This window comes from Fimbriimonadaceae bacterium (genome assembly GCA_019638775.1).
In the GTDB taxonomy this organism is placed as follows: Bacteria; Armatimonadota; Fimbriimonadia; order Fimbriimonadales; family Fimbriimonadaceae; genus JAHBTD01.
Window position 1 is genome coordinate 1 of record JAHBTD010000010.1, and the last position, 15655, is coordinate 15655.

Sequence of the window (15655 nt, forward strand, 5' to 3'; positions counted from 1 at the left end):
GCGATGCTCAGGCGATGATGGCCTCCGAGTACTACATAGGGCTGGACGGAGGCTGCGTCGGTAGGCTGTCGTTCGACTCGCAGGGGATCATGGATCCCGGCGTCTTGGATACTGGTTTTCAGGCTCGCTCTCTCTGACGACGTGAGCGGCGGAAAGAGCGTGGCGTACTCGTCATGGACTCGGATTTGGGATGTAGGAATCATGATGATCTGCATGCCGGGCTCCTTGTTGCTGGCTGTGACGAGCGATGATTCTGTAAATGTGACGTCGTGACAGGTCGTGGCCGCGACGATGAAGCTCCCGTTGGAGTTGATGACTGGTGATTGTGGGTTGTCGGCGAAGGATGCCATTGGCAATCTGTTGAGCACTGGATTCTGGCTCAGCGAGGTTCTTGGTTAGCTGTCGTTGGATCGCAAAGACGCGATGGATCTCGGACAAATAGCGGAGAGGAACGACATATTGCCGACCTCGATAGCGGCCTTGAGAGGGGGTGGTAACGATGTACCACTGGGCCGGTGCATGCTGGAGGATGGCTTGTACCGGACTGGGTAGACTCTCCCGTTCCAACGTTAACCAACGATAGAGTTTCCAATCACTGCAGGGAATGTTGTGGCCCCGGCAGATGTCCCGGAACGCGCTCATGGGGAGCACGGGCTCCGTGGGCATCGGAGTCGGACCCGCGCGAAGTCCCACCTGCCGGCAGATGGTTTCGGCTATGATCCGTGTCATATCAGTTGGCATAGGTCCGTCGTTTCCGTGCCTGGCGAGCGTGGTTGCCGCTGCCGGAGGAAGATCCCGTGATCGACTGTTCCGACGTGGTTAGCAGGTCGTGATCGAGAGCAGTCGGGTCGGGGATCGCTCTGGCGCGTTTGCGCGAGAATTCGATGAACCGATCGGTAGCCGTGAAACCCAAGACGTCGTCGGTGCCGGGCACATCGGTCTGTGCCAAAGATTCAGCCGAGGCGTCAGGGACGACAGGCGGTTCGTGGGTCGTCAAAGGGACAAGCCGCCGGAAGATACGACTTTTGAAGCCTTGGCTGTGTAAGCGCCGCTTCTCTTTGATGAAAGTGGAATAGGGCAGTGTCTTGACGTATTGATCGTCCTTGTCGGTGATTTCGACCAGTTTGTCCCGTCCATCGAATTCGCTTTGGTAGGCTTTCTGAATATAGCGATAGAGGAAGGTTTGGAATTGGGCGTTTCCACGGGAAAAGTCCCATTTCTCAGTGGCCTTCCTGACGGCCAGAAAGCCGATCTGCTCCAAGTCTTCAATTTCATAGGAGCGGTCTAAATTGCAGTAGCGTTTCGCGATCGAGTGGATGATGGGCTTGCTCTGCTGAAACAGTTTGAGCAGCGGTGAGTCATTGTCCGAATCGATGGCGAGTTGTTGAGCTTGCGTTCGAAACGACATGATGGTGTCCTTTCCGATGGGGTAGATGTGTGAGACCATGCGTCTCGGAAAATGAAAGGGTGCGTGACAACGCTGATGGAGCCGATGATGGTTCCGTGCGTAAGTGGTGTGACATTCGTGCGGCAGTCCCTTCTTCCAGGGAGCGGCGAGGGATGATGAATATAAACAAATGTTTGTTTGCCCATGAATGTGTTACTGCCCTCGTGAATGTCAGTCTGACTATACGCAGGCCGTGAGGGAGGTTGAAATTGGGAAGGTAGAGTAACCTCCATAGGCGTATGGACAATAAATTGGGGTTTACCTATAATTTGCCAACAAGCGTTTAATCACTCCATCAGCGTGGGTTGGGCACCCGTCGGGGCCCGACGGGGAGAGTGTGGTGGGGATGGTGTTGGTCAAGGACTTGTTGGTCCGGATGCGGATTGCCCAGAATCTGACTCAAACTGAGTTGGCTGAGAAACTGGGGTGTACGGCCTCGCATATCTCGATTATTGAAGGGGGAAAGAGCAGTGGGCGGAAAAAGATTCTTCCCAGTGACGACATGTTGCGGCGCATTGCGCAGTGTCTGGGTGGATCCCCGCTTGATGTCCAACGGCGGACCTACCAACTGTTGGTCGCCCGAGCCCGTGAAGTGTGTTCCCCGGAAGTCGCAGAACTCTTAGATGATCAGATTCTTACTGGCATGCCGGCTGCCTTTTTGGAGCGGGTTAAGCAAGACCTGAGTGAGTATTCGGATGAGGAGCTAGCTGGGGTGACGGACCAGGTACAGCTAGGTGGAAGATTCAAGCAGGTGCTATCGGGGATCGGTCGCTTGAGCCAAGCGGAAGTGGAGCGGCTCGCCCAGGTCTTAGGACAGTCGTCTGAGACATATCTAGTCGAGGCCGGGTATCTATCTGAATCCGCGAGATCGCTGTTCGGACGCAATCCGAATTGTGTGAATATCCTTCAAGTCTTTGGATCCCTGCGCCCAGAAACCCAGGAAGAGTTGCTGCGCTTTGGGGAGGCCTCCGTGAGCCTTCCGGTTTCTGAGCGCATGCACCCACCTACGGCTCATGAGTAGCGGATTCTTGACGTGTGCCCGCCCGTGGCAGTAGTGCTCAGGGACGGCTCACAGCCGTCCCTGAGTCATCCCGATATTCTCCGTGTCTGTCTGCCAGCGAATTAGAACTCTACTTTCTCTTCTACTGGTGCGGATTCTGGAGTGACAAGCACTGGCAGCTCCTCCTCCTTCATCTCCTGGAATGCTGAAAAATCTCCACCAACGAGCTGGTCGATGAGGGTCGAGGCCTGTCGTTTAGTATATCCGCTGGTGAGACTTTTCACGTGTGTCTCCTGGATATCCATTGAGATGACGAGGCCCATGATCTTCTTGAACTGGGGATCGGTCATGGACTCGGCGACGGCCCCTGTGTTCGCAGGCGAGATCGGGGGAGTGCCTGGGCTCGACGTGAAATAGCTAAAGTCCTGAGCGATGAGTCTCTTGATGAGCCCCGACGCTTCGCGTTGCGTGAGTGCGCGGACCTTCATGCGAAGATCATCCTCTGTGAGGGGCAAGGCCTTGGTCAACCGAAGCAGGTAGTTGGTCTGGGCCACTGAGATGAGTGGGCCAGCGGGCAGGGGGGTGGGCTCCGGCGCTTTAGCGGCGGCTGTCGAGGGCGTGAACATCGCCGGAGGTGTGGGGTCGTGCGTCTCGGACGGAGTGTCCCCCGGAACCTCGGCTGCTACAGGACCGGGGTCGTCCTCTAGCTCCTCTTCCATTACAACGTGCGCTCCTGGATCCAGGACCGGGTTGATTTCGATCGGCTCTTGGATTTCCAACATCTTGATCTTCTTTAGGACCGTCTCCGTCTCCTGTTGATACCTGGCAGTCTCGTCCGCTGATCCTTCATAGCGCAATTCGAGCGGATAGTGGGTGGTCGGGCGGCCTTCGCGGCGTCTGGTGACTGGAACGCGACGCAGTTTGAGCGGGATCATGGCGATACGTCCAAGGGTAAGCGCGAGGAAATCGAAATAGGAGTTAATCGTTTCCATCGAGTTGATACTGCTGGAGTCGATTTGAAACAGACCGCCGCTGCTGACCTTGGGGATCATGAAGATGAGATTCGCGCGAGGGCCGCATTCTCCGGATTCGAGTTTTTCGCAGGGACACGACCGGGATTCGGTTTTCCAGGTGTCTTGGTTCAGGCGACGAGCCACCTGATTGTTGCCAATGCACTGCAGCCCGGCGGCTTCTCCGTACCAGCGTAGGGCCTGCGGGCAATTGACCGTGGGATCGTTGGAGACGAACATCACCTCCAGCTCGTTGGGTTGCGCCCCGAACACCTTGGCGACCTCTTCAGGGACCACAAAATGAGGCGTTTCCTTGGGGTAGAATCCGTTGGGGCCGCTCACTTTCACGCCGAGGCGGATCTTGCCGATGATGGGCATGCGACGTCGGTTAGAAATGCCGTTGATGCGGTTCATGGGAATGAACGTGGGTTTTTCTGCGTCGGACATGATGCCTCCTACTAATGTGAATCAGCGCATGAATACAGTTACGCGATTTGAGTCGTCGGTTTCGGCTTCTTGAGCGGGGACCGACGTTTCGATTTGGTGGTGTCGATGCCTTTGGACAGTCGGCCGGCTGAGAAACGGCTGTAGGATTCTTTCACGGTCGCGCGTTCAATGACGGCTTTGGACAGTTTGGATTGATCTAATTTGCTCTGTTCATACGGTGACGATGCGATGTAGTAGCCATGCCCTTCCGCGCGTGTGATACCATCTGTCTTCAATTCCAACTTAAATTGCTGTTTGAGTGCGTCCAAGCGCTTTTGCTTCGGAGTAAGTGCTGCGAGCTCGGTTTGCAAGCCGAGATACTCCTCGACGGCTGGCACCAGTTCAGTGCGGAGTTCCGCGATTCCCTCAACGGGGGCCTGTTCGATCCCTTCCCAGCAAAACTGGTACGGACAGTAGTCGCAATGGTAGTTGTCGGCATTGGGATATGGGCGGGCAGGCAATGTGCCGTGATCCCGATACTGTTCCACCTCTTCAAAGCGACGTAGTGCCTCCTTATACAAGCCCACAAAGTCTTGCTTGGGATAGATGCGCGTGCCTGTGCTGTGTGTGATTTCGAGCACGGTCAAGCGGTCGTTGTCGCGGTCGTAGCGGACTCGATATTCGAGGAACGCGCTCTGGTTTTTGTTCTTGATGAGGAGGAGCGCTTCGTCGATGTGAGGATTCAGTGCGGCCAACCCAACCAGATAGAAGACCACCTGTACGAAGTGGTTTATCGGGTAATTCCCTTCTGCAAAGCGAGTGAAGGTGAAGTGTTCGATAGCTTTCAACTCCAGGAGGCGATCAATCCCCAAGAGGTCCGTGATGACGCCGTCAATGTGACCTTTGATTGGGAACGGTCGACCCTGGAAGAGCGTGGTCGCGCAGGTTAATTCAAGCTGTTGGCTGTGGAGATGAAACGTGCTCTTGGCGATCCAGTTCAATACCAGTTCTTCATGCCAACTACTGTCGTCGAGGACAACAAGGAAGCGGCCGCTTGGACTTTTCGCGGGAGCGTGTCGAGCATGGTACGTGAGTTTGCGGATGCAGTGGTCGGGGCCGGCGTTCGATGGCCGAGGTCTATACTCCCATTCCTGATGTTCCATGAGGGCGAGTGGATGGATGAGTTCAGCGAGCATAGGACCTCCAGGTGAGTTCGTGTAGCGCGTCGATAGACCAAGAGGTTGTGCGGTTCGCTGATGTGAAGATGCTGTGACATACCGTTTTGGGAGCAAAACGGTATGTCACAGAGTTGTGGATACGAGTGTGTGATGGCTGAGAATGGGGGAGGGAGAAGGATGAACGGCTACGGATCGATCCAAGGGAGTATGCAGGGGAAGGACGTCTCCGCCAAGGTGGCGAGCTGCCCTGAGGAAATGCCTCAGGTGGTTGGGGTGATCACGAGTCGGACCCGTGCGCGCCGAGGGGCTGGTGACTGGATCGAAATCGGTCGCAAGCATCGGGCGTTTGTTCCGGACGGTATTCCCGTGCCTTCGGTCGGTGAGGTGGGAGAGTGCTGGGGGCGAATGACAGCCAATGGCGCCGATCCCGTTCTGATGGTCTCCAGGATACGATCACGACGATTTGAAGCCTGCGCGAGCCCGTCGGAGTTGCTGGGGGTCCTCGGCGTGCGTCGTACCCCACCACTTCGGTTCGAGGAGGTATGCCAATTGTTAGGCCCCCTGGTGGAATGGCTGTGTTGTGCAGGGTGGAAAGCAGTGGCGCGTGGGATAGTGAAGGGCACACTGCGATCGGCGCGGGCCATCTCCGCAGATCCGTTTCTGCTGTACCGCCGCCGGCGCCTTCCCTTTCAGGCTACGGTCGCGGCCGCGCAGGTGTTAGGGCATGAGTTGTGTAGTGACGGACACTATAAGGCCGCGGTGATGGAGGCGCTCGCGCGAGCCGACGAAGAAGGGGTCGGTGGCATTTCTGAGGGGCATCTTGTGGCCTGTTGTTCAGAATTGATCGGACTGCCTGCGGACAAGGTTGCGCCCTCGGTGAGCATCCAGATGGGGCTTGTGGGGAAATTCGAGCAGGGCTTGTGGTTTTCGCCGGGGGTGTATTTCGCGCGAAAGAAAGCCCTGGCCATGATTCGAGCGAATCAGCAGGACTCTGGTGACGCACGTTCAAGCGTGCAAGCCAGATCGCTGCGGTATCGGTATTCGATTGTCACTGGCGGTGCTGGGAGTGGAAAAACCGAGTTAGCGAAATCCCTCATGACCCAGGTGCGCGAGCAAGGGGGAAAGGTGGCGGCTACGGCGATGACCGGGAAAGCGGCCACCCTCCTCGGGGAGGACGCCACGACGCTGCATAAGCTGCTGGGGTATGGGGGCGGCGGCTACTCGGTGTCCACTGTGGATGCCGACCTGGTCTTGGTCGATGAAGCCGGCATGTTGACCTGGCACACCTTGTATCGATTGCTGCTCGCCTGTCGGGGGCAGGTTGTGTTGATCGGCGATCCCCAGCAACTGGCTCCGGTGGGAGCGACTCCGGTGATGGCTGAGTTGTTGACAGTCCTGCCGGTGGTGCGGTTGGGCGAAGAAGGCTCCAAGGGGTCCTTGCTGGTCAAGGTTCAGGTAATTCGCTTCGCCTCCGAAGCGCTCCTGCTGTATCAGTTACGAAAAATAGTGCGCGGCTATCAAGACACAGGGGTGGAGTGGCAGGCGTTGTCTCCTGTGTATGCAGGAGGACTCGGTGTGGATCGGCTGAACCGGTGGCTGCAGGAGATTATGAATCCGGACGGTCCGCCGTGTCATGGCGGGTTTCGAACGGGGGACCGCGTCATCGTGACCAAGACTCGATACGATATAGGCCAGCGAGCGGTCAATGGGGAACAAGGGCGGGTGCTGGGGAGTATGGGTGACACGATCGCATTGCGACTGGACTCCGGGCGTGAGGTTGCGCTCAGGGCAGAGGAGCTGCGGCTGAGCTATTGCATTACCGTGCACAAGGCGCAGGGGAGTCGCTATGAGCGCGTGGTGTTTATCATTCCAGAACGGGAGTGTGGGGCGTTTGCGGTCGAGGAGCGCATGCAATATGTCGGTAGAACGCGTGGACGCGAGGCGACAGTCTGTATGGTGTATTAGCGTGGGGGGTGGATGAGCCGGAGGCGCCGGCCAGTAATACGGTGATGCAGACCCATGAGCCTGCGTGCGGTCGGAGCTGGCACGGTAGCGCCCAAGGCATCTCCGAGCCTGGACCGTGCCCTGACCCGGTGCGTGACAAGCCGCGCCGTTCAGGGCGGGGAAGGATAGCGCGGACGACGTCGCCGTCCTTGGTGTTCAGGGTGGCGTCTGTTGCGGCTCGACATACTGGCGCACGATGGAAGTCGGCGCGAGCAATGTTCTAAGGGCGTGACACGCCCGGATGGCCTATGGATCGAACCGCGATGGCGGTCTGAAGCAGGAACCCGCCGAAGCGACTACGCGGGAGCTTGCTCATGCGTAGCACAGTAGGAATCGCCGGCCTTCAGGCGGGAAGGATGTCAAGTTGGAATATCACGACACGAGCCCGTCAGGAAAGAACCAGATGGGGTTGTCGGTGATCAATGGGCGAATTCGCCGGTATTTGACGAAGCGCTCCACACCCTGGCTGACAAGTGGTTTCAGCATCTGATTTGGATCACGCGAGCCGTGGATCGGCACGATCCACGGCTCTGCTTGCGAATTGTCCCTGGCTCATGGCATTGGAATGGGCCATTCGGGACCTATCAGGGAGTGTGACCCTGACTTCTGCGCTTCCCTGCCGCTTAACTCTCCGCTCTCCTGAACGTATATGCCGCACTCAGCCGCGGTCCTTCGGTAATACGAGGGTAGCAACCTTCTGTGTTGTGCAATGCCGATAAGGAGACTGGGGCTGATGCGTGGAGGCAGGAAGAGGGTACTGTTGGTTGCGGTGACACTGGGGTTCATAGGTCTGGGGGCTGACGTGGTAGTGGCGCTTTCCCCAGTGAATATCAGTCCGGGCTATCCGACCTCGCTCGACGACGCCTATCCTGTGCCCACCAATCAGGTGGTGATCCAATCAGCGCTGCGGCCTGACATCACGCGGAATGATTCTGGCTCAGAGAGTGGGCGTTTCCGGGCGACGCACGATCTGCGCTATGGGGCGACAGAGAATATGGAATTGACGGTCAGCGGGACCTCGCTCCGAGGCCCATTGACTCCTGGGACTATGGACGATCCCAGATCGATCCAGGTGGGAATTCTTGCGCGGTTTCGGAAGCAAGCCGAAGAGCGAGACCTGCTGCCTTCGATCAGCGTGCGCGTGTTAGGTGAGGTACCTTATGCGGGAGCACGCACGAATCCTGGATTGCGCGGGGCGTTAGTCACGTCCTGGAATCTGGGGAACCGGTGGTGGCTCCATGGCAATCTGGGATATGAGGTTGTGCCGTCGTTTCAACCGGGTCATTGGGTCCCGCATCGCTCAAGCATCATTTTCGTGAACCTGGGGTTTGTGAAGGCGCTCGATGAATCCTCTGCGATTGTCGGCGGCTTGCGGTTCCAGGAAGACCCGCTTAATTCGAAGAAGCAGGTAGCCAGTCCGGAGCTGGGGTATGTGCTGGCCTTGGACAAGCACTGGTTGCTTTCAGTGAGTGCCTCCCGCGATTTCCTTGGATCTGTCGGGCAAGCGGCGTTTCGTGGGTCAGTGGGAGTGACGTATGCCTTCTAACGGGGAAGGAGGGCTGGTGGTGGAGCAGGTGGCAGACTGGCAAGAACCGCTGGTGCAACGGGCCGAACAGTGTGCGAGGTCGATCACGTATGTGGCGGGAGAATTGATACGCGAACGCTTTCTGCTTGGCGGCATCGTCGTTGAAGCGTTGGAGCGGAGCCAGTTTGGAGATGCGGTGATTGTGAAGATGGCACACCGCATGTCCACTGCGGTAGGGAAGTGTATTCGTCCTCACACGTTGTATGAGTCCGCCAGGATCTACAACGCCTTCGAGGGACAGTGGGAGCGAATTGAGGCTCTGCGCGATCAACTGAGCTTTCCGCTTTCCTATAGTTATCTCGTCCGATTCTGTCTGCCCGCATTGACGCGGGATACTGCTTGGAATGCTCAACAGGTGGCGTATTCTAACGAGTTCGAATTGCGTGGCTTCGAGACTGCGGTCTTGCGTATCGAGGAGCGCGTCCAGGCCCATCGTACGCGGCAGCAGGGTGTTGACGCGGAAAGACCGGTCGATCTGGAAACCGAAGGCTTCATCGTGGCCTGTTCGCGATCGCCAGAGTTTCAGGGAATGGCCGTCAGAACCATCCTGCGGCGTCTCGAAACGTTGTGCGAGGCGTTGGAATGGAAGGTGCACCAGCGAGGCCTCGAATTGGAGGAGCTACGCGCCTCGCGGGAGGCGATCGTGAGGATCGCCTCTAAGATGGCGACTCTCGACCGGCTGATCCAAGCCGCGGTCATGGGGACAGTGGAACCAGACGGTAACACCTGTTTGTTGGGATAAAACGAGGAGCGTCACCGATGGGACTGTATGGAAACTTACTGAAGCCGTGTCCTCATTGCAATGGGGAATTGTTTGGGTATCGTTCCCATGATGGCGACGAATTCATGGATAGCTGTCTTCATCAGTGTCTTCAGTGCGCTCGGTTATTCCAACGATCGACCGACGGGTCCTTCCGAGTCTGGGCTGGACGCGTGGCTCCTGGCGATCTGATCGCCTCCTGATCTGCTTGCGTCCCCTCGTGCCTACTTCGTCGCGTCGACGAGGTCCCCTTCGACATCCTGCATCTTCTGTTCGTCCGCGAGACACCGTGGCAGTCGGTAATACCAAGGATGAGCCTGGCCATTCGGGAGCCATGGTGAAAGGGGGAAGTATGACAGGGGGACGGCCGACTTACATGTCGTGGGCCGGTCTGGCCTGTGTGGGACTGCTGACCGTCGGGGGCTGTACCACGAGACCTGCCGTGCCGCCAACAATGTCAGATCCAACGCGACTTTGCGGACAGGGCTACACCTTTCCGACAACGGTGGTCTCGGTCCAATCTGGTCCGCAATGGCTGCTGTCTCGTCCGATGGGATGTCCAGAACCGACGCCGCTCACGCAGGTACCTAACAAGCCGACGGTGGCGGATCTCCCGCCGAAACCGATCAAAGCAGGGATCCATCGGCTACAGGGGTTGCCGACGTTTTCGTCGGGCACACTGGCAGCTCGTCCGGGTGACATGTCCCGCGCTCCGGGAAGCAGTCCGGACAAGGCTGTGATTCCTGGTCCCACCGGAAGCCCGACCACGGTCGTGTGCCGTCGCGAGCCTGAGGTACGGCACCGAAGGGTCTCGTTCGCAATGGGGTCGGCCGACCTGTCAGAGCGTGCGCAACGGGACTTAACGGAACTACGCATCGAGGAGATCCTCTATCTGCGGGTGGAGGGATACACTGATCCGACGGGATCTCGGGAGACAAACCAGGAACTCGGGATGGCGCGGGCAGAGGCGGTGGCGAAGGTGCTGCAGGCGCGCGTCAAGGGGCCGGTTCAGGTGGAAGTGGTCGGTCGAGGAGGCTGCTGTTTCCTGCCGAACCACGCGGAGAGTCGACGCGTGGAGGTCATGATGCTGTTGCAAGGCAGGTGTGCAGATTCCTCCGAGGTTGAGCGGCGATCGGAAGCACCTCCGGTAACACCTGTGGTGTCAGCTGGTGCCACTCACGACTCAGGGAAACCATAATGAGAAGCTGGAGAGGAGCATGACAATGCTGGAATGAACTGAGGGCGGTCATTCGGTTGGGCAACCGCAGTCTTCTGAACTGTGAACGACGAGCCAGAGGAGGGGCTTGAGTATGGGCGATGGCTTAAGGAAAGTGGCCGGAGACATTTGGCGAATGAGTCTTCTGTTGGGGCTCATGGTGCTGGCATCGTTTGTGGTGCTGGCCGTGCCCGCGTTCGCGGGTGCGGATGCGACGTTTGGCCCCTTGGTCACGTTGTTGACCAACTATATGCAGGGGTCGCTTGGGACGTTGTTGGCCCTGGTCGCGGGAGCGATCGGCTTGGGATCGGCGATGGCGGGCCGTTGGGCCGGCATGTTCACCGGGTTCGGTGTGGCTGCCGCCGCCTTTTATATCCCCAACATCATCCCGACCATTACCACGGGACTGATGTAAGCGCGCGTTGCAGGTAAGGCGTCGTGACGGCGGGGCTGATCAGCGCCCCGCCGTCACAAGGGAGTAGGAGAGGGACTGATGAACGGCACATTTATTCCACGATATCTCGATAGCCTGCCCCAGATCTTCTGGTGGGAGATTGATGAGTTGGCCGTGCTTTTTGTGTGCATCTTTCTCGGCATTGTCACGAAGTTCCTGACCTACCTGATTGTGGTCGGGATCGTGAGCACGTTGGTGTTGTCGAAAATGAAGAACGGGAAGTCCGAGGGATTCCTCTTCCATTGGGCCTATTGGTCTGGTGTGCCCACGTTTCAACTGACAGGGGCACCGCACGGAACCACCCGAGAGATGATGGAGTAACGACGATGACAATCGAGTTGTGGAAATCCAAATTGCATAACGCCCAGGTTTTAAATCTTGTGTTCGCGGCCCTGGCCATCGTTCTCGCTGTGGCGTTGGTGGTGAATGGATTCTTTCGGCAGAACGTCGCGGTGCACGTGGTGCCGATCAACCCGACCCAGGAATATTGGGCGAATGCGATGGGTGGCGACGAGTATTACAAAAAGTCCATTGCCATGGCCATGTTGCCGTGGATTGCCAATGTCACGCCCGCCTCTGTTGATTTTCACCATCGTCAGCTCCTGCAGTGGGTTCCATCGAGCCACTATGGGCTGATGTCCGAGTCTCTTGGAGCGGAAGCCGTGTACGTGAAGACCAACAATCTCAGTCGGGTGTTTTTCGTGACAGCCAGCCGCGTGGACGGGGATATGGCCGTGTTCGAGGGGATCGAGCGCCGATTTGTGGGGAAGAGTGAGATTCGGGAAGAGGAGCGGGAGTACCGCATTTCGATGCGATGGGAGCAAGGGAGGCCGTGGGTGGTCGGGCTCTCAGCGGTTCATTTGGATCGTTCGCTGCAGGATGGTCAATCAGATCCGGCAAAGGGGTAAGGGGAGACGTATGACATCCAGCGTGTATCGAGACACAAAGCACCGGGCGATGGCGATGTGCGTCCTTGGCCTGCTGTTGTGCTTATCCAGGGCCGGGTCAGCAGGAGCGGCGGTGGTGGTGGGTGATGAAGGTTCGACGCCTCTCACGTTGTCCGGAAGGGATTTGAACGTGCTGACGTTTCCCGCGCCGATCACCATGGCGACGAGCTCTAGGGCGGATCTCAAGGCCAAACCGGAAGGGCGCAACCTGATCGTCCAGGTCAAGACCGGCCCGGCCGATCTGGTCGTGATGGCCGGTGAGCAAACCTACGTCTTCGAAGTTGTGGTGAGCGCGTCGCTCGGTGCGCAGACAGTCAATATTGAGGATAGGCGCGCGGGGACTGTGCCCTATGATTCGGATCCTGCCCGCCAAGCCGGGGACTATGTGGATGGGCTACTCGACACACTGCAGATGGCTGCGCGTGGCGCGTTGCCCAAGGGGTATCGGCAGACGACGATGACCGAAGAACGATATCCGAAGTGGCTTGAGCTGAAAGTGGTGCAGGGAGTCGAGTATCGAGGGCCGAAGTACCGGGTGATTGTGTATCGATTGGTGAATACCTCGGGACAAAAATACACGTTGCGGGAACAGGAATTCCTGACTGGGACTCAAAAAGCGATCGCCTTAAATCGCGAGGTGGTCGAGTCAGGCGAAGAAGTGGTGGTGTATCTGCTGGATGACGCTCCGCCTGAACCACCCAAACCCAAGCCGGAGCAGAAAGTGGATCCAGACGCAAAGGGCTAACCTCAGACCGGAGACCTAGGATGGCATCGATTAAACCGACGGAGAGCGCGATTCTCAACCCTGGCGACCCGATTCGGCCAGAGAAACCGGCCCCTTCAAAGCTGTTGGCGGGAGTTGTCCTGGTGGGTGGATTCATCGTCCTGAGCATGGTGCTGCAGCAATTCCGAGGCAATCAACCAGGGATTGTCCGTGGCAAGTCTCCCGTCAAGACCGTGTCGATCAATCGTGAGGCGACGGACAAAGAAATCTATATGAAGGACGCAGGGGCCAGGATTGAGGCGTTGGAGCAGCAGCGGGACCAAATGCGTAGACTGTTGGAGCAGGATGGGCGAGACAAGACAGAAATGAAGACACAGTTGAGCGATCTGCAAAAGCGGATTGAGTCGGTGGCGCGTTCTGGTGGTGGGGCCTTAGCCGGGACGAAGAGTGGCGCCTTGCCCCCGCTGCCTCCTCCGCTCAGTGCCAATCCCTTGGGTGGAGCGAGCGCGACGCCCGTCTCGACCATGCCAGTGCCGAAGGGGCCCATTCCCGTGCAAAGCGCCCCGAAACCGACAGGCGGGGCGCTTCCTGCTCCTGGGGTTGCGGGCGGGGCGACCGAGGCGTTTCAGGTGTTTCGGCCAGAGACAGTGCCTGGCGCCAAAAAGCACGAAAAGAAACTATGGCTGAACACGGGGACGATTATCCCGGTCAAGTTACTCTCCGGCATGGATGCGCCGGCTCGTTCGACGGGGGCGCAGGGCGGGGGGGCCGCTGTAAACAGTCCCTACCCGGTGCTCATGATGGTGCGCGACATCATGAAGCTTCCAAATGAGGCGAGGATTGATGCGAAGGATTGTTTCCTGGTGGGAGAAGGCTTGGGAGATTTGTCATCGGAACGCGTAATGATTCGCGGCAACGCCATCTCGTGCGTGAAAAAGAACGGGGAGGCGGTCGATATCGAATTGAAAGGGTTTGTCAGTGGGGAAGATGGCAAACAGGGGATGCGTGGGCGGGTGGTCTTGAAAGAAGGGGCATTGTTGGGCCGCACGCTGCTTGCTGGGTTTGTGTCCGGCATCTCGCGGGCCTTCATGCCCTATCAGTCCGGATTTTTCGTTGCCCAAAGCCCGAGCCAAGCCTTCAACTTACCGCCGGCCGGGCCGGTGGCAATGTCGGGGATGGCTGGTGGCGCCGGTCGCGCCGCGGAGTTGTTGGCTCGTCATTACAGCATGATGGCGGCTTCCATTTTCCCGGTGATCGAAATCGACGCGCAGCGGGAAGTGGATTTTATCGTGGGAACGGGACGCGAGTTGGAGGGGTTCTTCCAGTAATTCAAAAGAGGGCATGTTGCGATGAAACAATCTTATCAGCAGCTAATGGCGGGCATGTTGTGTGCGATATGTGTGTCGGTGGTGTGTGAGCCTGATTTGAGAGCCGAACCGGATGATACAGTGATGCCCATCAAAACGGTGATCGAACAGAAGTTTCCCGGCATGAAAGTGCTGCGAGTGTCCAAGATGGAAATCCCAGGGTGGCTTTTGGTAGAGAGCGACAGTGACCGAGTGGAAAACTTCATGTACGTGCATGACTCCGGGAGATACGTGCTCTCCGGGGCACTCTTCGATATCGAGATGGGCCGGAATGTGACGCAAGAGCATGTGAGGGATCGTCAACAGGCGCTGCTGGCCGGGATGGATGCGTCGAAGACCATCCTACTGTCTCCGATGCAACCGAAGTTGGATCGCCCGCTGCTGGTCTTCGACGATCCAGACTGTAGGTTCTGCCAGCAGTTTCATCCGGAGGTGCAAAAGCTCGTCGAGGCAGGAGTTCCGGTAGCCGTGGTGCTGTATCCGCTCATGCGGACGCATCCGGATGCGTATCGCAAGTCCGTCGCCATTTGGTGTGCTTCCGACCAAGCTGAGGCGCTGGGGCGGGCCCTGATGTCAAAGCCGGTGGTGGGGGAAGCGGGGTCTTGCAGTCATCCGATCGACGACAACATCAAATTGGGGAAGCGGCTGGGGGTGCATTCCACTCCGATGGTGTTCTTGCCGAACGGTCAATCGTTTGCCGGTTATCGTCCTGCCAGTGAAGTGTTGGCGCTATTGCAGCTGGAGATGGAGCAAAAGTAGGGAATACGGTCGGGGCGGATTCTCAAGGAGGCAGACCACATGATGTCTGGGTTTATGAGGCGCTGTATCACGCAAGGCGGTTCATGGCACGGCTTGGGCCCTGGGGCAGCTATGAGCCTGTGTGTCCTCTTCGCAGGCTGTGGCGGCTATGAATCCAATTTCAGTTGTAAGGGGTATCCAGATCAAGCGACGTGTGAATCAGTCTCCGAAGCCTACGAGAAGCGCTTCGCTGCCGGCCAGAAGGTGACGCAATACACGAAAGACCAAAAGGACGCCTCACACGACACCAGCGGTAATTCAGGGCCTGGTCAGGCCCCGTCTCCGATGGTCTTCAGCGGCAAACCGGACAGTGCTGTAGGTAAGCCGGTGATCACGCCGGCCTCGGCCCTCCGTGTTACGGTATTTCCCTGGAAGGATACGAAAAAACGCCTCCACGATCAGTCGCGTCACTATCTCATCGTCGACGAACCGGACTTTATTTTCGGGCATATGACGCAGGGTGTGAGTCCCGGATCGAGTTCGTGGCATGGAAAAGATTTGTATCCGAGAATGGGGCGGATGGTCGAGAAACGAGACGGAAAGAGGAACTCCAGTGGGAACGCGGCGGTGAACGCCATGACGGAGAACATTCCGGAAGCAGGGCAGCGCGCGGCGCCGATGCCCGTGAATCCTCTTGGTTCTGGCGGCATCATGCCGCAGGGCTTTCCGCAGCTTCCCCAGTCCGGGGGAGCAGCCAATTACCTGACCGATGATGGCCAGTTGCCACCCCAGTAGTGGA

Annotated in this window: 16 protein-coding genes; 12 read left to right on the top strand and 4 right to left on the bottom strand. The window is 57.9% G+C overall.

The window, feature by feature from the left end:
• Together KF784_16740 and KF784_16745 are read right to left on the bottom strand one after the other, a co-directional pair.
• A partial coding sequence (locus tag KF784_16740) for a hypothetical protein (protein ID MBX3120708.1) occupies positions 1-350 on the bottom strand: 350 nt, incomplete at its 3' end.
• Positions 351-730: 380 nt separating this feature from the next.
• Entirely contained in the window at positions 731-1408 is a 678-nt protein-coding gene (locus tag KF784_16745; protein MBX3120709.1) for a hypothetical protein, read from the bottom strand.
• Between the two features lie 385 nt (positions 1409-1793).
• On the opposite strand from KF784_16745, the gene KF784_16750 reads away from it, so the two are divergent.
• Positions 1794-2468, top strand: coding sequence for a helix-turn-helix transcriptional regulator (locus tag KF784_16750; protein MBX3120710.1), 675 nt, complete (start codon positions 1794-1796; stop codon positions 2466-2468).
• Between the two features lie 101 nt (positions 2469-2569).
• Here KF784_16750 and KF784_16755 read toward each other — a convergent pair whose 3' ends face one another.
• Both KF784_16755 and KF784_16760 read right to left on the bottom strand, forming a co-directional pair.
• A complete protein-coding gene (locus KF784_16755; protein ID MBX3120711.1) occupies positions 2570-3904 on the bottom strand; it encodes a hypothetical protein in 1335 nt (444 codons plus the stop codon).
• A 38-nt stretch (positions 3905-3942) separates the two neighbouring features.
• A complete protein-coding gene (locus KF784_16760; protein ID MBX3120712.1) occupies positions 3943-5079 on the bottom strand; it encodes a hypothetical protein in 1137 nt (378 codons plus the stop codon).
• Between the two features lie 159 nt (positions 5080-5238).
• Here KF784_16760 and KF784_16765 point away from each other — a divergent pair, with 159 nt between their 5' ends.
• The 11 genes from KF784_16765 (at position 5239) to KF784_16815 (ending at position 15651) form a co-directional block, all read left to right on the top strand.
• Positions 5239-7026 carry an AAA family ATPase gene (locus KF784_16765; protein MBX3120713.1) on the top strand — a complete coding sequence of 596 codons (1788 nt, stop codon included), beginning with the start codon at positions 5239-5241 and terminating at the stop codon, positions 7024-7026.
• Positions 7027-7798: 772 nt separating this feature from the next.
• Complete coding sequence (locus KF784_16770; GenBank protein ID MBX3120714.1) at positions 7799-8611, top strand: hypothetical protein; 813 nt, start codon at positions 7799-7801, stop codon at positions 8609-8611.
• Positions 8601-9392, top strand: a complete 792-nt coding sequence (locus KF784_16775) for a hypothetical protein (GenBank protein MBX3120715.1) — start codon at positions 8601-8603, stop codon at positions 9390-9392. Before KF784_16770 ends, KF784_16775 begins: the two co-directional genes overlap by 11 nt.
• 370 nt (positions 9393-9762) lie before the next feature.
• Positions 9763-10608, top strand: a complete 846-nt coding sequence (locus KF784_16780) for an OmpA family protein (GenBank protein MBX3120716.1) — start codon at positions 9763-9765, stop codon at positions 10606-10608.
• A 106-nt stretch (positions 10609-10714) separates the two neighbouring features.
• Complete coding sequence (locus tag KF784_16785) at positions 10715-11041, top strand: hypothetical protein (GenBank protein ID MBX3120717.1); 327 nt, start codon at positions 10715-10717, stop codon at positions 11039-11041.
• A 78-nt stretch (positions 11042-11119) separates the two neighbouring features.
• Complete coding sequence (gene traL / locus KF784_16790; GenBank protein MBX3120718.1) at positions 11120-11401, top strand: type IV conjugative transfer system protein TraL; 282 nt, start codon at positions 11120-11122, stop codon at positions 11399-11401.
• Positions 11402-11406: 5 nt separating this feature from the next.
• Complete coding sequence (locus KF784_16795) at positions 11407-11988, top strand: hypothetical protein (protein MBX3120719.1); 582 nt, start codon at positions 11407-11409, stop codon at positions 11986-11988.
• Positions 11989-11998: 10 nt separating this feature from the next.
• Positions 11999-12772: a type-F conjugative transfer system secretin TraK gene (locus tag KF784_16800; protein MBX3120720.1), complete on the top strand. Its 774-nt coding sequence runs from the start codon at positions 11999-12001 to the stop codon at positions 12770-12772.
• Positions 12773-12792: 20 nt separating this feature from the next.
• A complete protein-coding gene (locus KF784_16805) occupies positions 12793-14079 on the top strand; it encodes a hypothetical protein (protein MBX3120721.1) in 1287 nt (428 codons plus the stop codon).
• Positions 14080-14100: 21 nt separating this feature from the next.
• Positions 14101-14877, top strand: a complete 777-nt coding sequence (locus KF784_16810) for a DsbC family protein (GenBank protein ID MBX3120722.1) — start codon at positions 14101-14103, stop codon at positions 14875-14877.
• Between the two features lie 111 nt (positions 14878-14988).
• Positions 14989-15651 carry a TraV family lipoprotein gene (locus tag KF784_16815; GenBank protein ID MBX3120723.1) on the top strand — a complete coding sequence of 221 codons (663 nt, stop codon included), beginning with the start codon at positions 14989-14991 and terminating at the stop codon, positions 15649-15651.
• Positions 15652-15655 lie beyond the last annotated feature (4 nt).

Bases quoted from the DNA above. Each gene is read 5' to 3' on its own strand.
- KF784_16745 (MBX3120709.1), bottom strand. From the start codon at position 1,408: ATGTCGTTTCGAACGCAAGCTCAACAACTCGCCATCGATTCGGACAAT.
- KF784_16750 (MBX3120710.1), top strand. From the start codon at position 1,794: ATGGTGTTGGTCAAGGACTTGTTGGTCCGGATGCGGATTGCCCAGAAT.
- KF784_16755 (MBX3120711.1), bottom strand. From the start codon at position 3,904: ATGTCCGACGCAGAAAAACCCACGTTCATTCCCATGAACCGCATCAAC.
- KF784_16760 (MBX3120712.1), bottom strand. From the start codon at position 5,079: ATGCTCGCTGAACTCATCCATCCACTCGCCCTCATGGAACATCAGGAA.
- KF784_16765 (MBX3120713.1), top strand. From the start codon at position 5,239: ATGAACGGCTACGGATCGATCCAAGGGAGTATGCAGGGGAAGGACGTC.
- KF784_16770 (MBX3120714.1), top strand. From the start codon at position 7,799: ATGCGTGGAGGCAGGAAGAGGGTACTGTTGGTTGCGGTGACACTGGGG.
- KF784_16775 (MBX3120715.1), top strand. From the start codon at position 8,601: ATGCCTTCTAACGGGGAAGGAGGGCTGGTGGTGGAGCAGGTGGCAGAC.
- KF784_16780 (MBX3120716.1), top strand. From the start codon at position 9,763: ATGACAGGGGGACGGCCGACTTACATGTCGTGGGCCGGTCTGGCCTGT.
- traL (MBX3120718.1), top strand. From the start codon at position 11,120: ATGAACGGCACATTTATTCCACGATATCTCGATAGCCTGCCCCAGATC.
- KF784_16795 (MBX3120719.1), top strand. From the start codon at position 11,407: ATGACAATCGAGTTGTGGAAATCCAAATTGCATAACGCCCAGGTTTTA.
- KF784_16800 (MBX3120720.1), top strand. From the start codon at position 11,999: ATGACATCCAGCGTGTATCGAGACACAAAGCACCGGGCGATGGCGATG.
- KF784_16805 (MBX3120721.1), top strand. From the start codon at position 12,793: ATGGCATCGATTAAACCGACGGAGAGCGCGATTCTCAACCCTGGCGAC.
- KF784_16810 (MBX3120722.1), top strand. From the start codon at position 14,101: ATGAAACAATCTTATCAGCAGCTAATGGCGGGCATGTTGTGTGCGATA.
- KF784_16815 (MBX3120723.1), top strand. From the start codon at position 14,989: ATGAGCCTGTGTGTCCTCTTCGCAGGCTGTGGCGGCTATGAATCCAAT.